Origin of the sequence: Pseudomonas sp. B8(2017) (assembly GCF_002113575.1) — a bacterium.
Classification (GTDB): domain Bacteria; phylum Pseudomonadota; class Gammaproteobacteria; order Pseudomonadales; family Pseudomonadaceae; genus Aquipseudomonas; species Aquipseudomonas putida_Z.
In genome coordinates this window covers 32,224-58,789 of record NZ_NEIO01000020.1, presented here as the reverse complement: position 1 = coordinate 58,789, position 26,566 = coordinate 32,224, and the positions used below count along the sequence as shown (strand labels likewise).

26 protein-coding genes, 2 tRNA genes and 1 pseudogene are annotated in these 26,566 nt (G+C 63.2%); 16 read left to right on the top strand and 13 right to left on the bottom strand.

The window, feature by feature from the left end:
* The first annotated feature begins 12 nt into the window (after positions 1–12).
* Together queC and CAG22_RS22395 are read left to right on the top strand one after the other, a co-directional pair.
* Positions 13–687, top strand: coding sequence for a 7-cyano-7-deazaguanine synthase QueC (queC, locus tag CAG22_RS22400; RefSeq protein WP_013973801.1), 675 nt, complete (start codon positions 13–15; stop codon positions 685–687).
* A 60-nt stretch (positions 688–747) separates the two neighbouring features.
* Positions 748–823 (top strand) — tRNA-Lys (locus CAG22_RS22395).
* Between the two features lie 177 nt (positions 824–1,000).
* Here the strand turns inward: CAG22_RS22395 and CAG22_RS22390 are convergent.
* The 4 genes and pseudogenes from CAG22_RS22390 to CAG22_RS22380 all read right to left on the bottom strand — a co-directional run bounded on the left by CAG22_RS22390 (position 1,001) and on the right by CAG22_RS22380 (position 5,590).
* Positions 1,001–1,960 carry a cation diffusion facilitator family transporter gene (locus CAG22_RS22390; protein ID WP_085706217.1) on the bottom strand — a complete coding sequence of 320 codons (960 nt, stop codon included), beginning with the start codon at positions 1,958–1,960 and terminating at the stop codon, positions 1,001–1,003.
* Positions 1,961–2,107: 147 nt separating this feature from the next.
* Complete coding sequence (locus CAG22_RS29040) at positions 2,108–2,863, bottom strand: methyl-accepting chemotaxis protein (protein ID WP_371858046.1); 756 nt, start codon at positions 2,861–2,863, stop codon at positions 2,108–2,110.
* A gap of 102 nt (positions 2,864–2,965) precedes the next feature.
* Positions 2,966–3,952 (bottom strand): annotated as a pseudogene (locus CAG22_RS29035) (HAMP domain-containing protein); the annotation flags it as partial.
* A 285-nt stretch (positions 3,953–4,237) separates the two neighbouring features.
* Entirely contained in the window at positions 4,238–5,590 is a 1,353-nt protein-coding gene (locus tag CAG22_RS22380) for an APC family permease (protein WP_075046057.1), read from the bottom strand.
* 445 nt (positions 5,591–6,035) lie between these two features.
* On the opposite strand from CAG22_RS22380, the gene CAG22_RS22375 reads away from it, so the two are divergent.
* On the top strand, positions 6,036–7,544 hold the full coding sequence (locus CAG22_RS22375) for a YdgA family protein (protein ID WP_085706215.1): 1,509 nt from the start codon (positions 6,036–6,038) through the stop codon (positions 7,542–7,544).
* Between the two features lie 273 nt (positions 7,545–7,817).
* A complete protein-coding gene (nadA, locus tag CAG22_RS22370; RefSeq protein WP_003254747.1) occupies positions 7,818–8,876 on the top strand; it encodes a quinolinate synthase NadA in 1,059 nt (352 codons plus the stop codon).
* Positions 8,877–8,985: 109 nt separating this feature from the next.
* Here the strand turns inward: nadA and CAG22_RS22365 are convergent, their stop codons facing one another.
* A complete protein-coding gene (locus CAG22_RS22365) occupies positions 8,986–10,422 on the bottom strand; it encodes a M48 family metalloprotease (RefSeq protein WP_025340255.1) in 1,437 nt (478 codons plus the stop codon).
* A 122-nt stretch (positions 10,423–10,544) separates the two neighbouring features.
* Between CAG22_RS22365 and CAG22_RS22360 the strand changes: the two genes are divergently transcribed.
* Both CAG22_RS22360 and CAG22_RS22355 read left to right on the top strand, forming a co-directional pair.
* Positions 10,545–10,784 (top strand): sulfurtransferase TusA family protein, encoded by a 240-nt coding sequence (locus CAG22_RS22360; protein WP_004375233.1) that lies wholly within the window; start codon positions 10,545–10,547, stop codon positions 10,782–10,784.
* Between the two features lie 19 nt (positions 10,785–10,803).
* Positions 10,804–11,874, top strand: coding sequence for an AI-2E family transporter (locus CAG22_RS22355; RefSeq protein WP_015271461.1), 1,071 nt, complete (start codon positions 10,804–10,806; stop codon positions 11,872–11,874).
* Between the two features lie 114 nt (positions 11,875–11,988).
* Here CAG22_RS22355 and CAG22_RS22350 read toward each other — a convergent pair whose 3' ends face one another.
* Together CAG22_RS22350 and CAG22_RS22345 are read right to left on the bottom strand one after the other, a co-directional pair.
* A complete protein-coding gene (locus CAG22_RS22350; protein ID WP_003254742.1) occupies positions 11,989–12,462 on the bottom strand; it encodes a peroxiredoxin in 474 nt (157 codons plus the stop codon).
* Positions 12,463–12,473: 11 nt separating this feature from the next.
* Entirely contained in the window at positions 12,474–13,034 is a 561-nt protein-coding gene (locus tag CAG22_RS22345) for a glycine cleavage system protein R (RefSeq protein WP_013973793.1), read from the bottom strand.
* 259 nt (positions 13,035–13,293) lie between these two features.
* Between CAG22_RS22345 and dapA the strand changes: the two genes are divergently transcribed.
* The 5 genes from dapA (at position 13,294) to CAG22_RS22320 (ending at position 16,999) form a co-directional block, all read left to right on the top strand.
* Positions 13,294–14,181: a 4-hydroxy-tetrahydrodipicolinate synthase gene (gene dapA, locus CAG22_RS22340; protein WP_025340253.1), complete on the top strand. Its 888-nt coding sequence runs from the start codon at positions 13,294–13,296 to the stop codon at positions 14,179–14,181.
* Between the two features lie 15 nt (positions 14,182–14,196).
* On the top strand, positions 14,197–15,318 hold the full coding sequence (bamC, locus tag CAG22_RS22335; RefSeq protein ID WP_004375223.1) for an outer membrane protein assembly factor BamC: 1,122 nt from the start codon (positions 14,197–14,199) through the stop codon (positions 15,316–15,318).
* Positions 15,319–16,077, top strand: a complete 759-nt coding sequence (locus CAG22_RS22330) for an MBL fold metallo-hydrolase (RefSeq protein WP_012273748.1) — start codon at positions 15,319–15,321, stop codon at positions 16,075–16,077.
* 30 nt (positions 16,078–16,107) lie between these two features.
* Positions 16,108–16,818 carry a phosphoribosylaminoimidazolesuccinocarboxamide synthase gene (gene purC, locus CAG22_RS22325; RefSeq protein ID WP_004375217.1) on the top strand — a complete coding sequence of 237 codons (711 nt, stop codon included), beginning with the start codon at positions 16,108–16,110 and terminating at the stop codon, positions 16,816–16,818.
* Positions 16,819–16,909: 91 nt separating this feature from the next.
* Positions 16,910–16,999: transfer RNA gene (locus tag CAG22_RS22320), tRNA-Ser, on the top strand.
* Between the two features lie 53 nt (positions 17,000–17,052).
* Here the strand turns inward: CAG22_RS22320 and CAG22_RS22315 are convergent.
* The 3 genes from CAG22_RS22315 to CAG22_RS22305 form a co-directional block, all read right to left on the bottom strand.
* Entirely contained in the window at positions 17,053–17,325 is a 273-nt protein-coding gene (locus CAG22_RS22315; RefSeq protein WP_025340252.1) for a DUF3077 domain-containing protein, read from the bottom strand.
* Between the two features lie 136 nt (positions 17,326–17,461).
* Positions 17,462–17,725 (bottom strand): hypothetical protein, encoded by a 264-nt coding sequence (locus CAG22_RS22310; protein ID WP_025340251.1) that lies wholly within the window; start codon positions 17,723–17,725, stop codon positions 17,462–17,464.
* Positions 17,726–18,164: 439 nt separating this feature from the next.
* On the bottom strand, positions 18,165–18,782 hold the full coding sequence (locus tag CAG22_RS22305) for a LysE family transporter (protein WP_085706214.1): 618 nt from the start codon (positions 18,780–18,782) through the stop codon (positions 18,165–18,167).
* A 257-nt stretch (positions 18,783–19,039) separates the two neighbouring features.
* Here CAG22_RS22305 and CAG22_RS22300 point away from each other — a divergent pair, with 257 nt between their 5' ends.
* Positions 19,040–19,231, top strand: coding sequence for a YhfL family protein (locus CAG22_RS22300; protein ID WP_003254720.1), 192 nt, complete (start codon positions 19,040–19,042; stop codon positions 19,229–19,231).
* 88 nt (positions 19,232–19,319) lie between these two features.
* Here the strand turns inward: CAG22_RS22300 and CAG22_RS22295 are convergent, their stop codons facing one another.
* Positions 19,320–20,189: a LysR family transcriptional regulator gene (locus CAG22_RS22295; protein ID WP_085706213.1), complete on the bottom strand. Its 870-nt coding sequence runs from the start codon at positions 20,187–20,189 to the stop codon at positions 19,320–19,322.
* Between the two features lie 88 nt (positions 20,190–20,277).
* Positions 20,278–21,330 carry a proline racemase family protein gene (locus CAG22_RS22290; protein ID WP_085706212.1) on the bottom strand — a complete coding sequence of 351 codons (1,053 nt, stop codon included), beginning with the start codon at positions 21,328–21,330 and terminating at the stop codon, positions 20,278–20,280.
* A gap of 404 nt (positions 21,331–21,734) precedes the next feature.
* Between CAG22_RS22290 and mqo the strand changes: the two genes are divergently transcribed.
* The 3 genes from mqo to CAG22_RS22275 all read left to right on the top strand — a co-directional run bounded on the left by mqo (position 21,735) and on the right by CAG22_RS22275 (position 24,896).
* On the top strand, positions 21,735–23,372 hold the full coding sequence (gene mqo, locus CAG22_RS22285) for a malate dehydrogenase (quinone) (RefSeq protein WP_085706211.1): 1,638 nt from the start codon (positions 21,735–21,737) through the stop codon (positions 23,370–23,372).
* A gap of 262 nt (positions 23,373–23,634) precedes the next feature.
* Complete coding sequence (locus CAG22_RS22280) at positions 23,635–24,279, top strand: hypothetical protein (RefSeq protein ID WP_013973786.1); 645 nt, start codon at positions 23,635–23,637, stop codon at positions 24,277–24,279.
* Entirely contained in the window at positions 24,279–24,896 is a 618-nt protein-coding gene (locus CAG22_RS22275) for a metalloregulator ArsR/SmtB family transcription factor (RefSeq protein WP_085706210.1), read from the top strand. Before CAG22_RS22280 ends, CAG22_RS22275 begins: the two co-directional genes overlap by 1 nt.
* Before the next feature lie 120 nt (positions 24,897–25,016).
* On the opposite strand, the gene CAG22_RS22270 is transcribed toward CAG22_RS22275, so the two are convergent.
* Entirely contained in the window at positions 25,017–25,352 is a 336-nt protein-coding gene (locus CAG22_RS22270; protein ID WP_085590625.1) for a helix-turn-helix transcriptional regulator, read from the bottom strand.
* Between the two features lie 50 nt (positions 25,353–25,402).
* Between CAG22_RS22270 and xenA the strand changes: the two genes are divergently transcribed.
* Entirely contained in the window at positions 25,403–26,494 is a 1,092-nt protein-coding gene (xenA, locus tag CAG22_RS22265) for a xenobiotic reductase XenA (protein WP_085706209.1), read from the top strand.
* Positions 26,495–26,566: the final 72 nt, after the last annotated feature.

Here is a 26,566-nt window from a genome sequence, read left to right as displayed (position 1 = left end):
GAGCAAGCACACATGACCGACAAACGCGCAGTAATCCTGCTGTCCGGCGGCCTGGACTCGGCCACCGTGGTTGCCATGGCCAAGGCCGAAGGCTACAGCTGCTACACCATGAGTTTCGACTACGGCCAGCGCCACCGCGCCGAACTGAACGCCGCCGCCCGCGTTGCCCGCGACCTGGGCGTGGTCGAGCACAAGGTAATTGGCCTGAACCTGGACGGCATCGGCGGCTCGGCATTGACCGACAGCAGCATCGACGTGCCGGAAACCCCGGGTGAAGGCATCCCGGTCACCTACGTGCCGGCGCGCAACACCGTGTTCCTGTCCCTGGCCCTGGGCTGGGCAGAGGTGCTGGAAGCCCGTGACATCTTCATTGGTGTGAATGCCGTGGATTACTCCGGCTACCCCGATTGCCGCCCCGAGTTCGTCGAAGCCTTCGAGCGCATGGCCAACCTGGCGACCAAGGCTGGCGTCGAAGGGCAGGGCTTCCGCATCCAGGCGCCGCTGCAGAACATGAGCAAGGCGCAGATCGTGCAGGCCGGTATGGCTCGCGGCGTGGATTACAGCCTGACCGTTTCCTGCTACCAGGCCGACGATGACGGCCGTGCCTGCGGCAAATGCGACAGTTGCCGCCTGCGTGCCGACGGCTTCAAGGCCGCCGGAGTCGAAGACCCGACGCGGTATTTTTGAAAAAAGTTTGATGGGGTGTTGATTTCCCGTTAGAAATCAGTATTATACGCGCCATCCAACGGGTCGTTAGCTCAGTTGGTAGAGCAGTTGGCTTTTAACCAATTGGTCGTAGGTTCGAATCCTACACGACCCACCATACGCAGTACGTCAAAGCCCGCTACCGGCAACGGTCGCGGGCTTTTTCGTTTTCGGCTGCTTGTTCTGGCCTCATCGCCGGCAAGCCAGCTCCCACAGGGCTTGCGCATGACTCGAGGCTAATGCGGTCGAGGTGGGAGCTGGCTTGCCGGCGAAAGGGGCGCAGAGCGCCCCCAGCTTATTCAGCCCACTCCGGATCCCCGGTAAACACCACCGTCAGCCAGCGGTCCGGCCCTTCACCACCCACGGCATCACCGATCTCGTTGCGCCACGCATCCCATTCATCGATGGCTTTCGCGGCCATGGCCTTCGGCACGATGAAATACAGTTCGATCTCCCGCGAGCGCCCGACCTTGGCCACATACGCGCGGTACGACTGCAATCCGTGGCGTGCGACGAAGGCCTTGGCGACTTCATCCACGTGCAGCTTGAGGTCGCCAGGGGTCACCAGGAAAATTTCCGAAAGGGCCTGGCGCACCACCGACATCGGCAACGGCACGATCACCAGGCAGACCAGCGCCAGCACCGCCGGGTCGATATACGGCGACACCCACTCCAACGATGTGCCCTGCACCGCATAGCCAAAGCAGAAGGCGATCAGCAGCGCGGCGGTGATGCTGGCCGACATCACCCAGCCCTTGACGTCCATGCGCACGAAATCCGAGCCGAGCTTGCGGTTGGCGCGGGCCTCGACAATGGCGATGGTCACGCAGGCGATCACGGTCAGTACCGCGTAGACCATGGCGATGCCGAACTCCAGGTGGCGCCCGCCTTGCAGCAGGCTGCTGACGGCGTTGATCAGCGCATAGATGGCCACGCCGCTGAGCAGGATGCCGTTGAGCGCCAGCACCATCGGCTCCAGGTGCCAGAAGCCCATGGTGAAGCGCTCGCGCAACTTGCGTGACATCTGCACGCTGGTGGTGTGCGCGGTAATCAGCCTGACCACCACCAGCGACAGCCCGCTCATGCTGGCATCGACCAGCGAATAGACGCCGTCGAACACGATGGAGAACGAGCCGGAGGCCAGGCCGAAGGCGATGCCGATGATGGCGATGAACAGGGTGACGGCGATCGAGGTGCGTAACAGGCCCTGTTCGCTGGTGATGTCGAAGAAGGAAGATCTGGTTGGGGTTTGCATGATTGTGCTCGGTAAATAGCCCTGCTGCTATGTTGTATGTGCTGGCCTCTTCGCGGGTAAACCCGCTCCCACAGGGTTATGCTCCGACCTTGAAGGCAGCGCCGGACCTTGTGGGAGCGGGTTCACCCGCGAAGAGGCCCTGACAGGTTAGACGCGGAACTGCTCCATCAGCGCCTGCTGCTGGTTGGCCAGCCGGTTCAGGGCCTGGCTGATCCGCGCTGACTCATCGGCCTGGCCTGCCAGCGATTCGGTCACATCGCGAATGCCGGCCACATTGCGGTTCACCTCTTCGGCTACGGCGCTCTGCTCTTCAGCCGCCGAGGCAATCTGCAGGTTCATGTCGCTGATCACCGCCACTGCCTCGCCAATACGTTGTAGCGCCGGCAGCGCCTGTTCCATCCGCGCGGCGCTATCCTGGGCCTGGCGCTGGCCTTCGTGCATGGCGCCCACCACATCCTGGGTGCCTTGCTGCAAGCCTTCGATGACCTGGCGAATTTCCTCCACCGACACCTGGGTGCGCTGGGCCAGGCCACGCACTTCATCGGCCACCACGGCAAAACCACGCCCGGCTTCGCCTGCGCGGGCAGCTTCGATGGCGGCGTTGAGCGCCAGCAGGTTGGTTTGCTCGGCAATGGTGCGGATCACTTCCAGCACCGAACCGATTTGCCCGCTGCGGCCTTCCAGCGCGCGTGCCTCGCCCATGGCGGTGTTCATGCCGGCGGCCAGGCGGTCGATGCCTTGGCGGGTGCTGTCGATCAGTTGCAGGCCCTCGCGGCTGGCTTGGTCGGCAGCGCGTGCGGCCTGGGCCGCCTGCGAAGCGTTATGGGCGACATCCAGAGCGGTGGCGCTCATTTCATTGGCGGCGGTGGCCACCTGTTCGATTTCGCGGTGCTGTTGCTGCATGCCGTTGCTGGTCTGGCTGGCGATGGCTGCCGACTGGTCGGCGGTGCCGCGGGCTTCCTGCAGTGAGCCTTTGACCTGGGCTATGACCGGCTGCAGTTTGTCGAGAAAGCGGTTGAACCAACCGGTAAGCTGGCCCAGTTCGTCCTGGCGGGCGTAGTCCAGGCGGCGGGTAAGGTCGCCTTCGCCGCTGGCGATGTCTTCCAGGCGCGCGGCCACGGCCAGGATTGGCCGGGTCACCCCGCGCGCGGTCAGCCACACCAGCAGCAAACCGACTACCGCAGCGCCCAGGCCAACCAGCAGGCTGGTGAGGTTGGCGCTGTGGTTGTGCGCATCCAGGCGCTGGTTGAGGGCGACGGCAGGCGCCTGCAGCACGCTTTCCGGCAGTTCCAACAATACCTGCCAAGGGGCGGCATCAGGGATTGGCGTGAACGGGTGGGCAACACGCAGCAGGCCGTCGGCTACCGCCTTGTCCATGGGCTCGCCGAGCTTGCTGTCGTCGCGGCTGTTGCCGGCCAGCAGGCCGGCCGCGCTGGCGATACTGACCTGGCCCTGGCCGTCGAACAGTTCCCGGCGGCCGTCCAGGCTCAGCTGTTGCAGGTTGGCCAGGCCGATGTCCAGGCCGACCACGCCGACCACCTTGCCGTGCTCCAGCAGCGGCAGGGCGATGCTGGTCATCAGCACCTGGCGGCCATTCACTTCGTCGAGGTATGGCTCGAGCATGCAGGTTCTGGCAGTGTCCTGCGGGCAGGTCAGCCAGCGGTTCTTCGCCACACCGTTGCTGCCGATGCTGGTGTCACCGAGCATTGATTCCGGCATGGCTTCAAGCTCCAGGGTGCCTGGGCGGGGTTGTGACCAGTACAGCGAGAAGCGCCCGCTCTCATTGCTGCCCATTGCATCCTGGCCGAGGTACTGGCTGTCCGGGTCCAGGGCGTTGGGCTGGAACACCAGGTACAGGCCGATCACATCCGGGTTGCCGGCCAGGCTGGCGCGGGCCTGGCGCGTCAGTTCGGCGCGCAGGTCGTTGCCGCCACGGGCCTTGAGCACCTGCACCAGGCGGGCAAAGCCATTGCCGTACTGGTAGGCGTCCATGAAATAGCGCTGGATGCGCAGGGCCTGGGTTTCGGCATGGGCCTGCAGGCGCAGGCGTGCGCTGCTGTCGAGCATTTCGGTGTTGGCCTGGTTGACCAATGCCGCGCTGCGCCGCGCCTGGGCCAGCGATGTGGTTACCAGCAGGGCGACAATGGCCAGCAGGCACAGGCCGGCGAGCAGGGTGATCTTCCACTGGATGGAGAGGCGACGCAGCGGCATGAGGGCTTTCCTTATCGATCAAATGCAACGCCCGCGATCAGGCGCGGGCGTTGTCGGCAGCATGGGTCATTCAGCGATGTAGTTGGGCGGGGAGTCCCTGAAGGCTTTGGTCAGCCAGGCCAGGTACAGCAGGCCGAGCAGTGCCCAGACGCCACCGAACAGCAGCGAGTGTGCGTTCAGGTCCAGCCACAGCGAGACGATGATGCAGAAGCCGATGGTGGGTGCCACCAGGTATGTCAGCTGGTTGGCCAGGCCCTGGCGCTTGCCTTCGCGCAGGTAGCAGTGGTTGATCACCGACAGGTTGACGAAGCTGAACGCGACCAGCGCACCGAAGTTGATGATCGAGGTGGCGGTGACCAGGTCGAAGAAGATCGCCGACAGCGAAATCAGCCCCACCACCGCGATGTTCAGCACCGGCGTCTTGTAGCGCGAGTGCAGGCGGGCGAACAGGCTGGCCGGGATCACGTTGTCGCGGCCCATCACGTACAGCAGGCGCGACACGCTGGTCTGCGAGGCCAGGCCCGAGGCGATGGTGTTGATCACGGTGCAGGCTATGAAGATCGACTGGAACAGCTTGCCGCCGACGTACAGGGCGATTTCCGGCAGTGCCGCTTCCTGGTCGTGGAAGCGGGACATGGTCGGGAAGTAGGCCTGGATGAAGTACGACACGGTGATGAACACCAGGCCGCCAATCAGGGCGGTGAGGAAGATCGCGCGAGGGATGGTCTTGCCCGGGTCGCGGGTTTCTTCGGACAGGCAGGTGACCGCGTCGAAGCCGAGGAACGAGAAGCACAGGATGGTCGCACCGGCGGCCAGGGCGCTGAGCTGGGTCTGGTCGTCGGCGAACGGCAGCAGGCTCCAGGCGGTACCCAGCCCTTCACCCTGGTCCAGGCCGCGCACGCACAGGTAAATGAACACGGCGATGATCGCCACCTGCACGGCCACGAACAGCAGGTTGAAGTGCGCCACCAGGTTCACGCTGCGCATGTTGATCAGGCTGATCAGGGTGACGAAGCCAGCCACCCACATCCACTCCGGTACTTCCGGGAACATGGCCGAAAGGTACAGCTTGGCCAGCAAGGCGTTGACCATTGGCAGCAGCAGGTAGTCCAGCAACGACGACCAGCCGACCAGGAAGCCGACGTGCGGGTTGATCGCACGTTGGGTGTAGGTGTAGGCCGAGCCCGATTGCGGGAAGCGCCTTACCAGGGTGCCGTAGCTCACGGCGGTGAACAGGATCCCGGCCAGTGCCAGGATGTAGGCGCTGGGTACGTGGCCGGCAGTAATCCCGGAAACGATACCGAAGGTGTCGAACACGGTCATCGGGGTCAGGTAGGCCAGACCGATGATGATCACGTGCCAGAGACGCAGGGTTTTACGGAGTTGGCCGTTGCCGGAAGCGCTGTGGTCAGGCTGCATGCTGGCATGGCTCCTGCGGCTGGGCGTAAACGGCGGGCACGGTGTACTGCGCATGCGGCAAGGGCGAGCGGGTGGGCTCCATGTTGTTCACCTTTATTGTTGGAGCAGCGGGGGCGCGGGGGAGCGCGCAAAGTGGTGAAAATAAAAAACGATGGGTAGCTTAGTGTCAAGTTAAACATGACAAGATGTTGCTGGATTGAAATATTTATCGATTAAAGTGGGGTTTTGTTCGGTTTTTGCGCGTTTTTTTGCGGTTATGATCAATTCTGGTGTTCGCAAAAATTAACGAATGTCGGTTTCCCTTGGAAGGTCTGTCAGGCGTTTCCCAAAAAACGGATTTCTCGAGTCTGGCCAGCGCCAGGGCTGGGCTGCAGTGGTACTCTTGGCGTCCTGTGTGGCCCTTGGCCGCCTACGAAGCCCATATGGACAGCAATCGGTTCTATTCATGAAGAAATCAGTTGGCATCCTTTCCGGCCTGGCTATCGCCATCGCCGTCGCAACCACCGCTGGCGCCTGGTACACCGGCAAGCAGCTGCCTGCGGAGCTGGACAACGCCCTGGTCCGCAGCAACGCGGAACTCAAGAAGGCCCTGGTGAGTACCGGTGGCAGCATGAGCATCGAACGGGTGTCGCTGGAGCAGCATTTCTTCAGCAGTACCGCCCAGTACCGGCTCAAGGCCCGCGATATCAACCTGGGCGAAGGCGAAGTGGTGAATTTCGATGTTGGCGTGACCGACCAGATCGAGCACGGCCCGTTCCCCTGGTCGCGGGTAAAGGCACTGAAGCTGATGCCGGTGCTGGCAGTCAGCAACAGCACGCTGCAGAAGGACGACGCCACCGCGCCGTGGTTCGCCGCAGCGGGCGAGCAGGCCCCGGTCAGCGCACAGACCAGCCTGGGCTACGACGGCAATGTGGTCAGCCAGGTGCAGCTGGCACCGGTCAAGCTCGACGAAGCGGATGGCAACAGCCTCGATTTCTCGGGCATGCAACTGCAAGTCAGTGGTGACCAGGAAGGCAAGGCCTTGAGCTTCCACGGCCAGGCCGATCGGTTCGTGATGAAACTGGTACGCGATGACCAGCCGCCTGCCACCTTCGAGCTAAATGGCCTGAAGGTCGGCGGCCAGCTGGCGGCCACCGCGCACCAGGCCATCTACGTGGGCAACGTCGACCTGGCGCTGGCCGAAACCAAGGTCACCCTGGGGCCCAAACAGCAGGTGCTGGTGGTCAAGGGGCTGGAGCAGAATGCCCTGCAAACCCTTGACGGCCCGGATACCGTGGGTGGCCGCGTGGAGTACAAGGTCGGGGATATCACCTGGGATGGTCGTGCGGTGGGCAAGGCGCAGATGGCGGTGAGCATCACGTCGGTCAACGCGCCGGCGCTACAGGCGCTGTCGACGTGGTACCAGGCGCACCTGCCGGAATTCGAGGCCGCGGCTGCCGCTGGCCAGCCGGTGCCGGAAATCCAGATGGACGATGAGGAGAAGGCCAGGTTCCAGGGCGAGCTGCAGAAACTGCTGGCTGCCAAGCCCCGGGTGGCGGTGGAAAACCTGTCGTTCAGGACCGCCAATGGCGAAAGCCGCTTTGACCTGTCGATGGGCTTCTCCGCCCCGGCCAGCTTCGACCTGCCGCCTGACCAGTTGAGCAAGCAACTGATCACCGAGGTGAAGAGCAAGCTGTCGTTGTCCAAGCCGATGATCGGTGACCTGGCAACCTTGCAGGCGCTGCTGGATGGCCAGACCGACGCCCAGGCCATTGCCATGCAATCGAGCCAGGCCGGGGAAATGGTCGGCATGATGGCGCTGCAGAGTGGCATGGCCACCGTGCAGGGCAATGATGTGGTGAGCAGCCTGCACTATGCCGACGGCATGGTCGACTTCAACGGCAAGAAGATGACCGTGGAAGAGTTCGCCATGCTCATGGCGGCGCAGCTGGCGGCCCTGTCGCCGCAGGGCTGATCGTTTCTCCTGTTCCTCCCACAGGTTACTCTTTGCCCCCGAGGGCAGCGCTGTACCTGTGGGAGCGGGCGTGCCCGCGAAGAGGCCTGCACAGGCAACACAAAAACCACTTTAGAAATCGCTGGATTGTCTGTAGCCTTCGGCCTCCGATAATAATCCGCGCCCGCAGAGGGCCGTGGCGGCCTTCGTGCCGTCCGGCACCCTTAGCCGATCTGTCAGGGCCGGGTGATACACTCGATTTGACGCGCGCACGCGCCTGCAGGTCCAGCGATCATGACCCAGATTTCCGAACGCCTGTTGGTTCAGGCCCACCTCGACGCCAAGCAGCCAAACCCGCTGACAGCCGAGCAGGAGGCCGAATACCGTGCGGCCATCGCTGCCGAGCTCAAGGCCCAGAACGCCGTGCTGGTCGCCCACTATTACTGTGACCCGGTCATCCAGGCGCTGGCCGAAGAAACCGGCGGCTGCGTGTCCGACTCGCTGGAAATGGCCCGCTTCGGCAAGAACCACCCGGCCGAAACCGTGATCGTTGCCGGTGTGCGCTTCATGGGCGAAACGGCGAAAATCCTCACCCCGGAAAAACGCGTGCTGATGCCGACCCTGGAGGCCACCTGCTCGCTCGACCTGGGCTGCCCGGTAGAAGAGTTCTCGGCCTTCTGCGACCAGCACCCCGAGCGTACCGTGGTGGTCTACGCCAACACTTCCGCTGCCGTGAAGGCCCGCGCCGACTGGGTGGTGACCTCGAGCTGTGCACTCGAAATTGTCGAAAGCCTGATGGACAACGGCGAGACCATCATCTGGGGCCCGGACCAGCACCTGGGGCGTTACATCCAGAAGCAAACCGGTGCCGACATGCTGCTGTGGGACGGTGCCTGCATCGTTCACGAAGAGTTCAAGTCGCGCCAGTTGGCCGACATGAAGGCGCTGTACCCGGATGCGGCGATTCTGGTGCATCCCGAGTCGCCGGAAGCGGTGATCGAGCTGGCCGACGCGGTGGGCTCCACCAGCCAGCTGATCAAGGCTGCCCAGACCCTGCCGAACAAGACCTTCATCGTCGCCACCGATCGCGGCATCTTCTACAAGATGCAGCAGCTGTGCCCGGACAAGGAGTTCGTCGAAGCCCCCACCGCCGGTAACGGCGCGGCATGCCGCAGCTGCGCGCACTGCCCGTGGATGGCGATGAACACCCTGGAGCGTGTGCTGGATTGCCTGCGTAATGGCACGAACGAGATCTTTGTCGACCCGGCGCTGGTGCCGAAGGCGATCAAGCCGCTGAACCGGATGCTGGACTTTACCCAGGCAGCGCGCCTGAAATTGTCCGGTAACGCCTGACGATATACCGCGTCGCTTTCTTCGCGGGCACGCCCGCTCCCACAGGTACTGTACCGCCCTTACAAGCGGTGCAGTACCTGTGGGAGCGGGCGTGCCCGCGAAAGGGCCCTCAACGCCCCATCATTTCCTGAACCATGCGCTGCTGCTCCATGATCTCTCGCTGGCGCTGGTCAATCTGTGCTGCCAGCGGGAAGTTCCCACCCGACCGGCGCTTGGCGTAATCCAGCTGCTGGATCGCCTGGTCGAAATCGCCCACCAAGGTGAAGTACTCGGCCCGCGCCCGGTGCAAGCCAATGGTATTGCCCGAAAGGCCCCGCACTTCGGCCATGTCGTACCACACGTCCGGGTCATCCGGCCGGCTCTTCACCAGTTCGTTCAGCACCTTTTCCGCCTCGGCGGGCTTGTTCAGCTTCACCAGCAGATCGGCACGCACCTGCTTCAGCGGGTAGTTGCCCGGGTACAACCCCTGCATGCGTTCGGCGCGCTGCTGCGCGTCGGCCAGGCGGTTGTTGGTGATGTCCAGGTCGATCTGCGCCAGGTTGTAGGTAATGTCGTTGGGTGCCTTGGCCAGCAGCGGCTTGAGCAGTTCGCGCGCCTCGTTCAGCTGTCCGCCCTTGATCTGCGCCAGGGCCAGGCCGTAACGCGCGGCGTCCAGCTTGGGGTCTTCGTCCAGCTGGGCGCGGAAGCGTTTGGCCGCCAGCCCCGGGGTGCCTTCGTAGGTCAGCGCCACCCGGGCACGGATCAGCTGGTAGCGCATGCTGTCCTCGACGCCGCCCTTGGGGGCCTGCTCGGCGCGGTTGCGGGTGTCGGCGATACGCGACTCGGTTACCGGGTGGGTCAGCAGGAATTCCGGCGGCTTGGCGTCGTAGCGGTACTGCCGGGCCAGGCGCTCGAACATGGTCGGCATGTTGCGCGGGTCGTAGCCGGCTTTTTCCAGGTTCTGGATGCCGATGCGGTCGGCTTCCTGTTCGTTCTGCCGCGAGAAGCGCCGCTGCTCCTGGATCGCCGCCGCCTGGGTGCCGGCGATCACACCGATACCGGCATCACCGCCGCCACCGGCCGCCAGCACGATACCGGCCAGCAGCGCTGCCATCATTGGCAGTTGCATGCGCTGCTGGGCCTCTACGCCGCGGGCGAAGTGGCGCTGCGACAAGTGCGCCAGTTCGTGGGCCAGTACCGAGGCGTACTCGCCTTCGGTCTGGGCGTTGAGGAACAGCCCGCCGTTGACCCCGACGATGCCGCCGGGGGCGGCAAAGGCGTTGAGCTCGCGGCTATCGATGAGGATGAATTCCAGGCGGCGGTCCTGCAGCTGGCTGGTTTCGGCCAGGCGGTACACGCTGGTTTCGACGTAGTCCTTCAGCTGCGGGTCGTTGAGCTGGTTGACCTGGCCGCGCAGCAGGCTCAGCCAGGCACGGCCGAGCTGGTGCTCCTGTTGCGGCGAGACGATCGCGGAACTGGCATCACCCAGTGATGGCAGGTCGTCAGCATGGCCGGGAAGGGCCAACAGGCAGGCCAGCGTCAGCAGGGTAGGGCGCAGTAGATTCATGCATGAAGCTCGCGTCGGTCAAAGATACCTACTGTAGCGGGCTCACACGTTGGCGACCAGTGGCGCTATCCTAGCCGGCCAAATCCAGATACAGCCTGGCAATGCCTTTGGAGAGCCCCGCAATGAGTGAAACCCTGACCTGTGACGCCGAACTGGACGCCAGCGGGCTGAATTGCCCTTTGCCGCTGCTGAAGGCCAAGATGGAGCTCAACCGCCTGGCCAGCGGCGCGGTGCTCAAGGTAATTGCCACCGACGCCGGCTCCCAGCGCGACTTCCGCACTTTCGCCCAGTTGGCCGGTCATACCCTGCTGCGGGAAACGGCCGAGGCCGGTACCTACACTTACTGGCTGCGCAAGGCCTGAGTCTTTCCAAGGATCGTCAATGTTCAAAGTGCTTCGCGACTGGATGCAGCGCTACTTCTCCGATGAGGAAGCGGTGGTGCTGGCGGTCCTGTTGTTCCTGGCTTTTACTGCGGTACTCACCCTCGGTGGCATGCTTGCGCCGGTGCTGGCGGGCATGGTGCTGGCGTTTCTGATGCAGGGGCTGGTCAATGCCCTGGAGCGCTTGCGGGTACCCACCCGGTTGGCGGTGATGCTGGTGTTTGCCCTGTTCATGGGCGCGCTGGCGGTGTTCATGCTGGTGCTGGTGCCGCTGCTGTGGCACCAGTTGATCACCCTGTTCAACGAACTGCCGGGCATGCTCGGCAAGTGGCAGTCGCTGTTGTTGCTGTTGCCCGAGCGCTACCCGCACCTGGTGTCGGACGAGCAGGTGCTGCATGCCATCGAGTCGGTGCGCGGGGAAATCGGCAAGTTCGGCCAGTGGGCGCTGACCTTCTCGCTATCGAGCCTGCCGCTGCTGGTCAACGCCATGATCTACCTGGTGCTGGTGCCGATCCTGGTGTTTTTCTTTCTCAAGGACCGCGAACTGATCGGCCGTTGGGTAAGCGGCTACCTGCCACGCCAACGCAGCCTGCTGAACCGGGTGGGCAGCGAGATGAACCGGCAGATCGCCAACTACATCCGAGGCAAGGGCATCGAGATCCTGATCTGCGGCATCGCCACCTACATCGCCTTCATCAGTCTGGGGCTCAACTACGCCGCGTTGCTGGCGCTGTTGGTGGGGCTTTCGGTGGTGGTGCCGTACGTGGGCGCGGTGGTGGTGACCGTGCCGGTGACGTTGATCGCATTGTTCCAGTGGGGCTGGGGTGACCAGTTCATCTACCTGATGACGGTGTACGCGATCATCCAGGCGCTGGACGGCAACGTGCTGGTGCCGCTGCTGTTCTCCGAGGCGGTGAGCCTGCACCCGGTGGCGATCATCTGCGCGGTGTTGCTGTTTGGCGGGTTGTGGGGGTTCTGGGGGATCTTCTTTGCCATCCCGCTGGCGACGCTGATCAAGGCTGTGCTGGATGCCTGGCCGCGGCAGGAGCCTAGTGTGTCACCGATGCTGTAATTTTGGGGCTGCTTTGCAGCCCATCGCGACACAAGGCCGCTCCTACAGGGATACGCGATTTCCTGTAGGAGCGGCCTTGTGTCGCGAAAGGGGCGCAAAGCGCCCCCAACGATCTCAAGCCTTGTTCAGGGCCTGGGCAGCAGCCAGTACTGCATCCACATGCCCGGGCACCTTCACCCCGCGCCATTCCTGGCGCAGCACACCGTCCTTGTCGATCAGGAAGGTGCTGCGGTCAACGCCCATGTATTCCTTGCCATACAGCTTCTTCAGCTTGATCACATCGAACAGCTGGCACAGGGCTTCGTCCTTGTCGCTGATCAGCTCGAACGGGAAGCCTTGCTTGGCCTTGAAGTTCTCGTGCGACTTGATGCCATCGCGCGACACGCCGAACACCACGGTGTTGGCTGCGGCAAAGGCATCGTGCTGGTCACGGAAACCCTGGCCTTCGGTGGTGCAGCCCGGGGTGCTGTCCTTCGGGTAGAAGTACACCACCACTTGCTGGCCCTTGAGCTCGGCCAGGCTGACGGTTTGCCCGCTGGTGGCCTGGGCCTGGAAGTCGGCAACGGGTTGGTCGAGTGCTACGGCCATGGTCGGTTTCCTTACATTGGGTTCTGTGGACGCCATGGCTCGATCAGCGCATCGAGGTTCAGGGCATCGGCAAAGTCCAGGAACTGGTCACGCAGCCAGCTGATCTGGGTGCCGGCCGGCAGAATCACGGTGAACTGGGCGTTGAGCATGCTGCTGCCGGTCTGCGGTGCCAGGTAGGTATCGCAGGTCATGGCTTCCAGCTCGACGCGGTGGTCGAGGAAGAACTGGCACAGCTCGTTGATGATGTCCGGCCGGTAGGCGGCGCTGACGTAGGCCACGTAGGGCAGGGCCTGCGGGCGCACTTCCTGGTCGGCGCTGCGCACCACATCCAGGGTCAGGCCGTGCTTCTTGCCCAGGCCCGGCAGCATGGCTTCGAGGCGCGCCAGGGCGTCCCAGCTGCCGCCTACCTGCAGTACCAGGGCGCTGGTCTCGCCGTGGCGGCTCAGGCGCGAGGTGACCACCGCGCAGCGGTTTTCGAAGGCAGCGCGGCTGAGGACGTTGGCCAGCTCCATGGGGTTGGGGCCCAGGGCACTGATGACAAGGAATTGTTCGCGGACGGTGGGGGTGGACATGCAGCATTCCTAAAGCGATGAGCGGTCGGCACAGGACGGGCGAAAGCCTCCTGTCGGCAGGGCCCGGGGCTCGCATGCGAGGTCGTGGACGCTGGCGGGGAGCAAGGTCGACGGCCCGGCGGGCCGCGCTGCACCGATCAAAGCATCAAGGGTAGCGAAATAAGGCGCCGAGGGGAATGCTCCGCCCGCCTGCTTCGCTTGTGCAAGGCCGATGCCCCCAGTACCATTACCGCTCTCTTTTTCCGGCAGGAGCAGTTACATGATTGCGGGCAGTATGGTGGCATTGGTCACTCCCATGGATGCACAAGGGCGTCTCGACTGGGAAAGCCTCGACAAACTTGTAGACTTCCACCTGGAAAACGGCACCCATGCGATCGTCGCTGTCGGCACCACCGGTGAGTCCGCCACGCTGGATGTCGAAGAACACATCCTGGTCATCAAGCACGTGGTCGAGCGCGTCAAGCGCAGCACCCGCCGCATCCCGGTCATCGCCGGTACCGGTGCCAACTCCACTGCCGAAGCCGTGCACCTGACCCAGAACGCCAAGAGCGCCGGCGCCGACGCCTGCCTGCTGGTAGTGCCGTACTACAACAAGCCGACGCAAGAAGGCCTGTACCAGCACTTCAAGCACATCGCCGAAGCCGTCGACATCCCGCAGATCCTCTACAACGTACCCGGCCGCACCTCCTGCGACATGCAGGCCGATACCGTGATCCGCCTGTCGAAGGTCAAGAACATCATCGGTATCAAGGAAGCCACCGGCGACCTGGTACGCGCCAAGGCCATCCTCGATGGCGTCGACAAAGACTTCATCGTCATGTCCGGCGACGATCCGACCGCCGTCGAGCTGATCCTGATGGGCGGCAAGGGCAACATTTCCGTCACCGCCAACGTCGCCCCGCGCGAAATGGCCGACCTGTGCGAGGCCGCCCTTGAGGGCAATGCCGAGAAGGCCCGCGCAATCAACGAAAAACTCATGCCGCTGCACAAAGACCTGTTCTGCGAGTCCAACCCGATCCCGGTGAAATGGGCACTCGTCGAAATGGGCCTGATGCACAAAGGCATTCGCCTGCCGCTGACCTGGCTGAGCGAAGGCTGTCACGAAAAAGTCCGTACTGCCTTGCGCCAGTCCGGCGTACTGGTTTAAGAGGAAGTACACCGCATGAAGCGACTGGCTGGTCTTTCCGCCCTTGCCCTGATCATCTCCAGCACCAGTGGGTGTGGCTGGCTGTGGGGCGAGGATGGCTATTTCCGCGACCGCGGCAGCGATTACCTGCAGGCGCGCCCGACTGCGCCGATGCAGCTGCCGCCGGACGCCAGCAACGTCAAGCGCCTTGACCCGCTGCTGCCGATCCCGCGCAACGTCGCCGACGACAGCGCCACCGGCGAGTTCGAGGTGCCGCGCCCGCAACCGATGACCGGTGGCGCCGCCCAGGTTACCGACTACAGCCTGCAGCGCAGCGGCAGCAGCCGTTGGGTGTTGGCCCAGCATTCGCCGGCCGAGGTATGGCCGGTGGCTCGCCAGTTCTTCGAGGACAACGGCTTCCGCATCGCCGAAGAGCGCCCGCAGACCGGTGAATTCAATACCACCTGGCAGCGTTTCGACGAACTGTCGGCTTCGCTCGGCCAGCGCCTGGCCAGCACTGCCAGCAGCGCTGACAGCGAAGTGCGCGTGCGTGTGCGCATGGAGCCTGGCGTGCAGCGCAACACCTCCGAGGTGTATGTGGTCAGCGTCGAGCGCCCGGCCGGCAGCACTGCCGAGCCCGATTTCCCGTCCACCTCCAGCAACACCGGTGCCGATGCCCTGCTGGTCGACGAAATGCTTGCCAGCATGAACCGCAGCGCCGAGAAGGGCGGTTCGGTATCGCTGCTGGCCGCGCGCGATTTCGACGCGCCAAGCCGCGTCAGCCTGAGCGAAGACGGCAGCGGCAACCCGGTGCTGTACCTGGGCGCCGACCTGGACCGCGCCTGGTCCAGCGTGGGCCGTGCCCTGGAGCAGGGTGGCGAGTGGCGTGTCGAGGACATCAACCGCAGCCTGGGCCTGTACTACATCAACCTGTCTGAAAAGCCTGAAGACAAGCAGAACCAGCCTGGCTTCTTCGGCCGCATGTTCGGCAGCGAGCCTACCAAGGAAGAGCGTGAAGCCCGTGCCGAGCGCTACCAGGTTCGCCTGAGCAAGGTGGGTGAGAGCGTGCAGGTCACGGTCGAGAAGAACATCAACACCGTGGCCCCGGCCGATGTCGCCCGCCGCGTGCTGAGCGCCATTCAGGACCACCTGGGCTAAGTGCGCTTCGCGGTACTCGGAAGCGGCAGCCAGGGAAACGGCACGCTGATCGCCAGTGGTGACACGTTCATCCTGGTCGATTGCGGGTTTTCCCTGCGCGAGACCGAGCGGCGCCTGGCGCTGCTCGGCGTGTCGGCGGCCCAGCTCAGTGCGGTACTGGTCACCCACGAACATGCCGACCACGTGCATGGGGTCGGCTTGCTGTCACGGCGCTACAATGTACCGGTCTACCTCAGCCAGGGGACCTTGCGCGGCATGCGCAAGCCGGTGGAGGTGGCCGGTTTTCTCGCTTGTGGCGAAAGCCTGCGTATCGGCAGCCTGGAAGTGACCGCGGCTCGGGTCGAGCACGACGCCTACGAGCCGCTGCAGTACGTGGTCAGCGACGGCCAGCGGCGCTTCGGCATGCTGACCGACCTGGGCTCGTACGACGCGCTGCTGCTGGAGCGTTATCAGGGCCTGGATGCACTGCTGATCGAGGCCAACCACTGCCGCGACCTGCTGGCACGCGGTCACTACCCGGCCTTCCTGAAGCAGCGGGTGGGTGGCATGCAAGGGCATTTGAACAATCACCAGGCCGCGCGCCTGGTGCACGAGTTGGGCTGGAGCAACCTGCAACACCTGGTGCTGGCCCACCTCAGCAGCAAGAACAACCTGCCACACTTGGCTCGCCAGTGCTTCGTCGACACCCTTGGGTGCGACCCGGACTGGCTCCAGGTGGCGAATCAGGAACACGGGCTCGACTGGCGCGAAATCGCCTAGCCCAACACCTCAAGCAAGCGGAGCCCAATCATGGAAAAACGCGACGAACTCTACCGCGGCAAGGCCAAATCGGTTTACAAGACCGACGACGCCGACCGCTTGATCCTGCTGTTCCGTAACGACACTTCGGCGTTCGACGGCAAGCGTATCGAACAGCTCGACCGCAAAGGCATGGTGAACAACAAGTTCAACGCCTTCATCATGCAGAAACTGGAAGAAGCCGGCGTGCCGACCCAGTTCGACAAGCTGCTGGGCGACAACGAGTGCCTGGTGAAGAAGCTGGACATGATCCCGGTCGAGTGCGTGGTGCGCAACTACGCCGCCGGCAGCCTGGTCAAGCGCCTGGGCGTGGAGGAGGGCATCAAGCTGGAGCCGTCCACCTTCGAGCTGTTCCTGAAGAACGACGAGAAGGGAGACCCCTTCATCAACGAATCCCACGTTGTCGCGTTCGGCTGGGGCACCGCCGAGCAGTTGGCCGAAATGAAAAAGCTGTCGCTGAAGGTCAACGAAGTGCTGAGCAAGCTGTTCGATGACGCCGGCCTGCTGCTGGTCGACTTCAAGCTGGAGTTCGGCGTATTCCACGGTCAGATCGTGCTGGGCGACGAGTTCAGCCCGGACGGCTGCCGCCTGTGGGACAAAGAGACCCGCAAGAAGATGGACAAGGACCGCTTCCGCCAGGGCCTGGGCGACGTGATCGAAGCCTACGAAGAAGTTGCCAAGCGCCTGGGCGTGCCGCTGTAAGCGGCACGTTCACGCAAGCGCCTGATACCACGCGATTTTTTTTAAAAAAAGGTTTGCGTTTTAAAAGAACGCTGGTATGATGCGCGGCATTGGAGAGATGCCGGAGTGGTCGAACGGGACGGATTCGAAATCCGTTGTACTGGCAACAGTACCTAGGGTTCAAATCCCTATCTCTCCGCCATACAAGATGAAGCCCCTGGGAACGAAAGTTTTCAGGGGCTTTTTCGTTGTGCCTTATTTTTTCATCATCCCCAATTCAGCATCATCCAGCAGCGCCTTGGCCATCGCACTCAGGTAATGCGAGGCCCAGATCAGCTTCTGGTCGCCATCCATCAAACCGGTGATGATCAGGTCGCGGACGTAGCCCATCAGTTCGGATGCCTGTTCGCGGGCGTCCTGGCAGGGGATGCCGGGTTCGATGCGGAACAGCGGGTGGGTGTTGTTTTCGCCTTGGTAGAAGCAGGTCTTGCCGACTGTGGTGGGTTGCTTTGTGTCGTCGGTGGGCATTGTTTTTCTCCCTGGAATCTTGGGTGTCTGGGCCGGCCTCTTCGCGGGCGCGCCCGCTCCCACAGGTACTGTGCAGTACTTGAGGGCAATGATTACCCTTGTGGGAGCGGGCGTGCCCGCGAAGAGGCCAGGCCTGCTAGTGCAAAGTTCTTGGCTCAGCCGGTAAATGGGCCTGCATCTGCAATTGCATCAATGCCGACTCGACCAGGCCCTGTACCGCCTCCATTTCATGGATCACGGCCTGCATCACGATCGAACTCGGGGCCGTGGGTTTGAGTTGAACGGATTGGCGGGCCACGAACAGGGCGCAGAGTACGTACTCTGAGGACTGGACCAGGGTGTCTTGCAGAGCCTGGGTGGAATCGAGGGAGTGGGGTGGATCGGGGACCATCTTGCGCATAGTTAGCTCCAGAGTCAGTCGAGCTGCTACGGACTTGCTGTCAAACAAGAGGGTGGCAGCGGTACGCGGGTTGACAGACCGAGGACTCCGGAGACTCGGCGCACACGAGGTGCCCCACGTACTGCCGCCATAACGGGTGTACGTGCACGGAGAAGTTGTCGGCCTGTCAAAGCCGGTCGTTGAGTTGACAACGACAAGCCGAGACTAGAGCGCGACCCAATCCGTCGCAACAGTTTGAGCGGGTTGGCAGTATGTTTGGGAAATGGCCTACAGGGAAGGGGATAATTCTGAGTTTCAGCTGTAGGACCGGGGCCGCTTTGCGGCCCATCGCGACGCAAGGCCGCTCCTACATGGGATTGCGCACAGGTCCAGCCTGGTGCGATCGCTTGTAGGAGCGGCCTTGCGTCGCGAAAGGGGCGCACCGCGCCCCCCAGGGCCTTCAGCGCATCGCCGCCAGCTTGATACCAAACCCCACCAGGCAAGCCCCCGCCAACCGCTCGAACATATTGGCAATCCGCGGATTGGCGCGCATGCGTTCGGCCAACTGGTGCGTCAGCACCACGGCAATCAACCCGTACAGGAACGTCACCACCGCCACTGTCGCCGCGAGGAAGCCGAAGGTCACCAGCCCCTGGTGCTTCACCGGGTCGACGAAAAGCGGGAAGAACGCCATGTAGAACATGATCGCCTTGGGGTTGAGCAGGGTGATCATCATGGTTTGGCGCAGGTACTGGCCGTTGTCCATGCGGCTGGCCCGCGGCGCGCCACCGGGTTTGCTCAGCAGCATGCGCAGGCCCAGGTAGGCCAGGTACGCAGCACCGGCCCACTGCACCACGTGGAAGGCGGCAGGGTAGGCAGTCAGCAGGGTGGCAACACCCGCCACCGCCAGCCACAGCAGCACCTGGTCACCCAGGATCACCCCGCAGGTCGCGGCCATGCCGGCCTTGATCCCGCCCTTGCCGGTGGCGGTGATCAGGGCGAAGTTGCCCGGGCCGGGGATGGCCAGGACGATGATGAAGGCGATGACGAACGCGCCGTAGTCGGTGACGCCGAGCATGGGAAACTCCTGTTGGTAGTGCGTAGGCAGAGTTCAAGACTATCGTCGCCACCGGCCCGCTTTTCAACCGTCTACCAGGAAATTGGAAACAAGCTCTGATTTTTCAGAAGTGCGAGAAATTTCCTACAAGGGCAACTTGTTGTTGCACACGTGCAACCAGCCAGTGCACTTTGCGGCTTGGATCCAATGCCTAGGTTCTGTATCATCCCGCCGCCATCAGAATGATGGCCGAAGATGATTCATTTAAAGGACTTAGTATGAAAAAGCTGTTCAAGGCTACCGTTGCCGTTGCTGTCGTTTCGGGTGTTGCCCTGCTGTCGGGTTGCACTGGCCAGGTTTACAACCAGCCGAAAAACTGCACCTACGACTACCTGTTCCACCCTTCGGTTTCCATCTCCAAGATCATCGGTGGCTGCGGCCCGATCGATAAACTGCCTCAGCAGCAGTAATCTTGGCGGTACCCTGATCGCGACGCTTGTGGCGTGATCCAAGGCCCCCGGTCATGTACATGGCCGGGGGTTTTTGTTTGTGGGCACTTCAGCCGAAGGTCTTGCCCTGGGTATAGAAGGGGATGGCCTTGAGCCCTTCGACGGCCTTCATGGTTTCGATCGAGCGTTCGCGCAGGGTGGAGAACGCCAGGTAGGTGCGCACGCTCAGCTCGGGCGCGCCGGCCACCGTATGCAGGCGGCCGTCGGCAAGCAGGTCCTTGACCATGAACTGCGAAAAGTACGCCGAGCCACCGTGCTTGAGGATGTACTCCAGGGCGATGGTTTCCTGGGTGATGGACAGCCGATGGCGCCGTGCGCCGGGGAACGCTTCGTTGTGCTGTTCGCTGAACGTACGGCCCCAGCTGATGTACACGTAGCCCTCGCCATGCCCGGCGAACACCGTGTTGGCCTGGGTCGACACCAGTTGCAGCGGTTCTTCGAGGAACGGCTCCAGCACCACGTCTGGCCAGTGGTGCGGTTCGTAGAGAATCGCCAGGTCCAGCAAACCTTCGCGCAGCTCGTTCATCAGCAGCACCGAATAGTCCGACTGCACCTGGGTGGCGACCCGCGGCTGGTGCTGCTCCATCCAGGCGATCCAGTCGGCGGTGATGTTGCCCCAGTGGTTCATCGGCAGGCCGAGGCTGACCGTGGTGCGCACGTCGGTGGGCAGGGCCACGTCGTGCTGGGCGCGCTCCCAGGTGCTGATTACCGACACCGCATGGCGGTAGAACAGGTTGCCGCCGGAGGTCAGTGTCACGCCATGGCGGCTGCGGCTGAACAGCGGGCGGTTGAGGCGTTCTTCCAGGGCCTTGATGCGCGCGCTGACCGACGACTGGGTGATGTGCAGGCGTTCGGCGGCCTTGTTGAAGCTGCCGGTGGCGGCCACTTCGATGAAGGCCCGCAAGTGCTCGATGTTCATGGCGTGCGACCGTCGCTCTGGTGGAGTAGTGAAGGGCGAGCCAGCGGGCCCGGCTCGCCGATACTAGCGCATTGAACGCGGCCTGGGCTCAGGCCCAGATATCACCGATGGTGAAGCCTTCGGGGAACGGGTCGTCGTGGTCGAGCACGAAGGTGTTCAGGCCGTAGATCCAGCTTTTGCCGGTGATGGTCGGCACCACGGCCTTGTTCCCGCCGATGCTGGTTTCATCGATCAGGCGGCCGGTGTAGATGTTGCCGAGCAGGCCCTGATGGCGGAAGTCCTGGTTCAATGGCAGCTCGCCCTTGGCGTGGAGGGTGGCCATCTTCGCCGAGGTGCCGGTGCCGCAGGGGCAGCGGTCCAGCGCGCCGGTCCAGGTGGTCGGGTCGTCCCACGAGAACTCGCCGGAGGCCATGGTTACCGCGTTCTTCCAGTCGGCGTTGGGGTCTTCGCTGGGGCCGGACAGCTGCGAGATGGTAATGCCGATGCCCGGGTAGTCGGGGTGGGCCACCGGCAGTTGCTCGATGGCCGCCTGGCGGATCATCGACGATACCCGGGCGATCTCGGCGCCGTGCTGCGGGATCAGTTGCAGGCCTTTGAACTGGCGCACGTCGGCGATCACATAGAACATGCCGCCCCAGCCCACGTCCACACGCACCTTGCCTAGGTGCGGCACGTCGATTTCGGCATCGATGTGTGCGGCGAACGCCGGTACGTTCTGGAAGGTGACAGCCTTGACCTTGCCGCCCTCGCACCGTGCCTTGATGCGGATCAGCCCGGCCGGTGCCTCCAGCACCAGCTCGGTGAGCGGCTCCTGCATCGGCAGCATGCCCATCTCCAGCAGCACGGTGACCACCGAGATGGTGTTGCCGCCGGACATCACCGGGTACTCGATCTGCTCCATGATGATGTAGCCGGCGTCGGCCTCGGGGTGGCTGGGCGGGACGATGATGTTGCAGCAGTGCGCCGGGTAGCCGCGCGGCTCACGCAGCATCAGCTTGCGCAGCTGGTCGTCGTTGGCCTCGGGCCATTTCATCTTGGCGTGCACGCTGTCACCGGGGATGTGCGGTACACCGCCGGTGATGACGCGCATGGGGGTGCCGGCATGGGTGTCGATGGCGTGGATGGTGCGTTTGAATGACATCTGGGCGGCCCTGTTTTGTTCGAGTTGAGTCGGGGTCTGGGGCGCAGGATAAAGCGGTGGGGCGGGGCTGTAAGGCGAAAAATTCCGATCGGGTGATCGGTTTTTTGAATGGTATTTGTGCAGGCCTGTGCCGGCCCTTTCGCGGGCAAGCCCGCGCCCAAAGGGGCGCACAGGCCTGAGACAACCCGCCACCTTGACTCCCGGGCCGGCAATTTGTTTGTGCTGGCATTTAAGCTACAATCGGAAAAACGATTCAGCCTTGTCGGTCAATTCGACAAAAGGCCGAGTCGTTTTCTGGTTCTCTGGCTGCTGAACAATGATCAACAACAAGCCTGCGCTGCAGAACATGCTTTACTTGGGCCAGCCACAGGCCCGCCCCCTGTTCTCCTGACTGGAATCGATCAATGTTCAAGAAAGCTGGCAAGACCTTGCTGGGTCTGGCTGTCGCTGCAAGCGTCATGCAAGCGCACGCCGCAGAAACCAAGAAAGTAGATGTGCTGCTGGTCGGCGGCGGCATCATGAGCTCGACCCTGGCCGTGTGGTTGCACGAGCTGGAGCCAAGCTGGTCGATGGAAATGGTCGAGCGCCTGGATGGCGTGGCCGAAGAAAGCTCCAACGGCTGGAACAACGCCGGTACCGGCCACTCCGCGCTGGCCGAGCTGAACTACACCCCGGAAGACAAGGACGGCAACGTCAATATCACCAAGGCCATCGAAATCAACGAGGCCTTCCAGATCTCCCGCCAGTTCTGGTCGTGGCAGGTCCGCCAGGGCGTGCTGAAGAACCCGCATTCGTTCATCAACACCACGCCGCACATGAGCTTCGTGTGGGGCGATGACAACATCAAGTTCCTGAAGAAGCGTTACGACGCGCTGCAGGCCAGCCCGCTGTTCCGCCCGATGCAGTACTCCGAGGACCACGCGCAGATCGCCAAGTGGGTCCCGCTGATGATGGAAGGCCGCGACCCTAACCAGAAGCTGGCCGTGACCTGGACGCCAATCGGCACCGACGTCAACTTCGGCGAGATCACCCGCCAGTTCGTCGGCCACCTGAAAACCCAGGAAAACTTCGACCTGAAGCTGTCCAGCGAAGTGCAGGACATCACCCGCAACAAGGACGGCTCGTGGCACGTCGAGTACAAGAACCTGAAGGACGGTAGCGAATCGGCCACCGACGCCAAGTTCCTGTTCATCGGTGCCGGCGGCGGCGCGCTGAAGCTGCTGCAGAAGTCGGGCATTCCTGAAGCCAAGGAATACGCAGGCTTCCCGGTGGGCGGCTCGTTCCTGGTGACCGAGAACCCGACCGTGGCCATGCAGCACATGGCCAAGGCCTACGGCATCGCCTCGACCGGCGCGCCACCCATGTCGGTTCCGCACCTGGACACCCGCGTGCTGGATGGCAAGCGCGTGATCCTGTTCGGCCCATTCGCCACCTTCTCGACCAAGTTCCTGAAGAACGGCTCGTACCTGGACCTGCTGAGCAGCACCACCACCCACAACGTGTGGCCGATGACCAAGGTAGGCATCGATCAGTACCCGCTGGTGGAATACCTCGCTGGCCAGCTGATGCTGTCTGACGACGACCGTTTCGAAGCCCTGCGCACCTACTTCCCGAACGCCAAGAAGGAAGACTGGCGCCTGTGGCAGGCCGGTCAGCGCGTGCAGATCATCAAGCGTGATGCCGAGAAGGGCGGCGTGCTGAAGCTGGGCACCGAGGTGGTCGCTTCCGAAGACCGCACCATCGCCGGCCTGCTGGGTGCATCGCCAGGTGCTTCGACTGCGGCACCGATCATGCTGAACGTGCTGGAAACCGTGTTCAAGGAGAAGGTCGCTACCCCTGAGTGGCAGGCCAAGATCAAGCAGATCGTGCCAAGCTACGGCACCAAGCTGAACGACTCGGCGGCGGCCACCCAGAACGAGTGGAACTACACCGCTGAAGTGCTGCAGCTCGAGAAGCCACCGGTGATCGATGAGAGCGTCGGCACCACGGTTGCACCGAGCCAGCCGGTCGAGAGCAAGCCTGAGAATGACATGGCGCTGTAATTGGCCATTGTTGTGACAGAAGCCACGGGGGAGACCTCGTGGCTTTTTTGTTGCCTGTACCGGCCCTTTCGCGGGCTCGCCCGCTCCCACAGGTACATCACAGTTCTCGAAAGCTGTGGTGTACCTGTGGGAGCGGGCAAGCCCGCGAAGAGGCCGGGTACAGGAGAACCACTGATCTGAAATCTGGGCTGAACCCAATAAAAACATATTTTGATGCTTAAATTAATCTTGTCAGTCGATCCCCCTCCAGGAGGGTGCCGTCATGAACATCAAGATTGCCGCCTTACTGCTGCTCGCCCTGTGCGCCCAGCCGGCATGGAGCCAAAGCTACTCCTACTCCAGCGAAACCCCCGCCGCCAAACCCGCCGAATCTGCTGCAATGACCACGCGCATGGCCCTGCGCGACCTTTGGGTCGAGCACATCTTCTGGGTGCGCAACTATGCTGTCGCCAACCAGGCCGGTAACGCCAAGGAGGCTGAAGTCGCCGCCAAGGAAGTGGTTACCGACGCCACCAGGATCGCCAACAGCATTGCCCCACTGTACGGCCAGCCCGCCGCCGATCAGTTGCTGAAACTGCTGGCCGGCCACTGGGGCGCCATAAAGCACTACAGCGACGCCACCGTGGCCAAGGACAAAAAAGGCCAGCAAGCCGCGGTCAATGAGCTGACCAGCAATGCCAAGGCCATCGCCGCGTTCCTGGCCAAGGCCAACCCGAACCTGCCCGAGCCGACCCTGCTGACGCTGCTCAGCGCCCACGGCGGGCACCACGTGGCCCAGATCGACCAGCTGGCGGCCGCTGACTACGTGGGCGAGGCGCGCACCTGGGCGATGATGCGCGAGCATATCCTGACCCTGTCCGACGCCCTGGCTGCGGCGTTGGTCAAACAGTTCCCGGACAAATTCTGATGCTCGAAGGCTTGGGCCGTACCCAACAGGACCTGCTCCATGCGTTGCTGCTCCAGCCGGCCGGCATGAGCATCGACGACCTGGCGCAGGCCCTGGCCATCACCCGCACGGCGGTGCGCCAGCACCTGGCAGCGCTGGAGCGCGACGGCCTGGTCAAGCGTGGCGCTACCCGGCCCACCGGGCGCCGCCCGGAGCAGTTGCACGAGCTGACCGAACAGGCCCGCGAACTGTTCCCGCGGCAGTACCCGTTGCTGGCCAACCTGCTGATTGCGGAAGTGGCCGGCTTGCTGGGGCAGGAGGCATTGCTGGCGCTGATGCGCCAGCTGGGGCGCAAGCTGGCGGCGGACCTGGAGCATCAAGTGGTGGATGAAGCACGCATCGTCGAGCACATGAACAATGCCGGGTACGAGGCGCAGGTGTTCTTCCGCTCGGGGGGCAAGCCGCAGATCGTTGCGCACAATTGCGTATTCCATCACCTGGCCAAGGCGCACCCGGTGGTGTGCGAGCTGGACCTGGCGCTGATCGGGGCCTTGGGTGGGGCCGAGGTCAGCCATGAGGAGTGCATGCTCAGGGGAGGGCAGGTGTGCCGGTTTGCCCTGGGCAAGAAAGAGAACTGATGTTGCCTGTTCTGGCCCTATCGCCGGCAAGCCAGCTCCCACAGGTACTCCACAGGTCTCAGGAACTGTGGAGTACCTGTGGGAGCTGGCTTGCCGGCGATAGGGCCGGGGCAGGAAAAATCAGCTCTGCCGCAGAATGCAGTCCAGCAACCCAGGAAACCGCTCACCCAGCATCTCGCTACGCAACGAATTCATATGGGTAGTCCCCACATTGCGGGTATGCACCAACCCCGCATCACGCAGCACGCGAAAATGGTGGGACATGCTCGACTTCGGCCGGCCACCGTCCAGCTCGCCGCAGCTGGCTTCGGCCACGCCCGCCAGGTGGCGCACGATACCCAGGCGCACCGGGTCGCTCAGGGCATAGAGCAGGCGTTCCAAGGTAAGGTCTTCAGAGTTGGGATGTTGATAGGCTCGCATGGTCGTCATGATAACGGGGCTATCATTAATTGCCATAGTTCGATTATGATCGAACTATCGTAATCAGACAGCCCGGGAGCTTGCTCATGTCCGCCTTGTTCGAACCCTATACCCTCAAGGACGTCACCCTGCGCAACCGCATTGCCATTCCGCCGATGTGCCAGTACATGGCCGAGGACGGCATGATCAACGACTGGCACCACGTGCACCTGGCCGGCCTGGCCCGTGGCGGTGCCGGCCTGCTGGTGGTCGAGGCCACTGCCGTGGCACCGGAAGGGCGCATCACCCCCGGTTGCGCCGGTATCTGGAGCGACGCCCACGCCCAGGCTTTCGTGCCGGTGGTGCAGGCAATCAAGGCCGCCGGTTCCGTGCCGGGTATCCAGATTGCCCACGCTGGGCGCAAGGCCAGCGCCAACCGCCCGTGGGAAGGTGACGACCACATTGCCGCCGACGACGCCCGCGGCTGGGAAACCATCGCCCCGTCCGCCATCGCCTTCGGCGCGCACCTGCCACAAGTGCCGCGCGAGATGACCCTGGACGACATCACCCGGGTCAAGCAGGACTTCGTCGATGCCGCCCGCCGTGCGCGCGATGCCGGTTTCGAGTGGATCGAACTGCACTTTGCCCATGGCTACCTGGGCCAGAGCTTCTTCTCCGAACATTCCAACAAGCGTACCGACGCCTACGGTGGCAGCTTCGACAACCGCAGCCGCTTCCTGCTGGAAACCCTGGCAGCGGTGCGTGAGGTATGGCCAGAGAACCTGCCACTGACCGCGCGTTTTGGTGTGCTGGAATACGACGGCCGCGATGAGCAGACCCTGGAAGAGTCGATCGAACTGGCACGCCGCTTCAAGGCTGGCGGCCTCGACCTGCTGAGCGTGAGTGTCGGCTTTACCATTCCCGACACCAAGATCCCATGGGGCCCGGCGTTCATGGGGCCGATTGCCGAGCGCGTGCGTCGTGAGGCGAAGCTGCCGGTGACCTCGGCGTGGGGGTTTGGTACGCCGCAACTGGCGGAAGCGGCGCTGCAGGCCAACCAGCTGGACCTGGTATCGGTAGGGCGTGCGCACCTGGCAGACCCGCACTGGGCTTACTTTGCGGCCAAGGAGTTGGGCGTGGAGAAAGCCTCCTGGACCTTGCCGGCACCGTATGCGCACTGGCTCGAGCGTTATCGCTGAGGCATAAAAGGGGCTGCTTTGCAGCCCAATCGCCGGCAAGCCAGCTCCCACAGGTACCGCACAAGGCTTGAG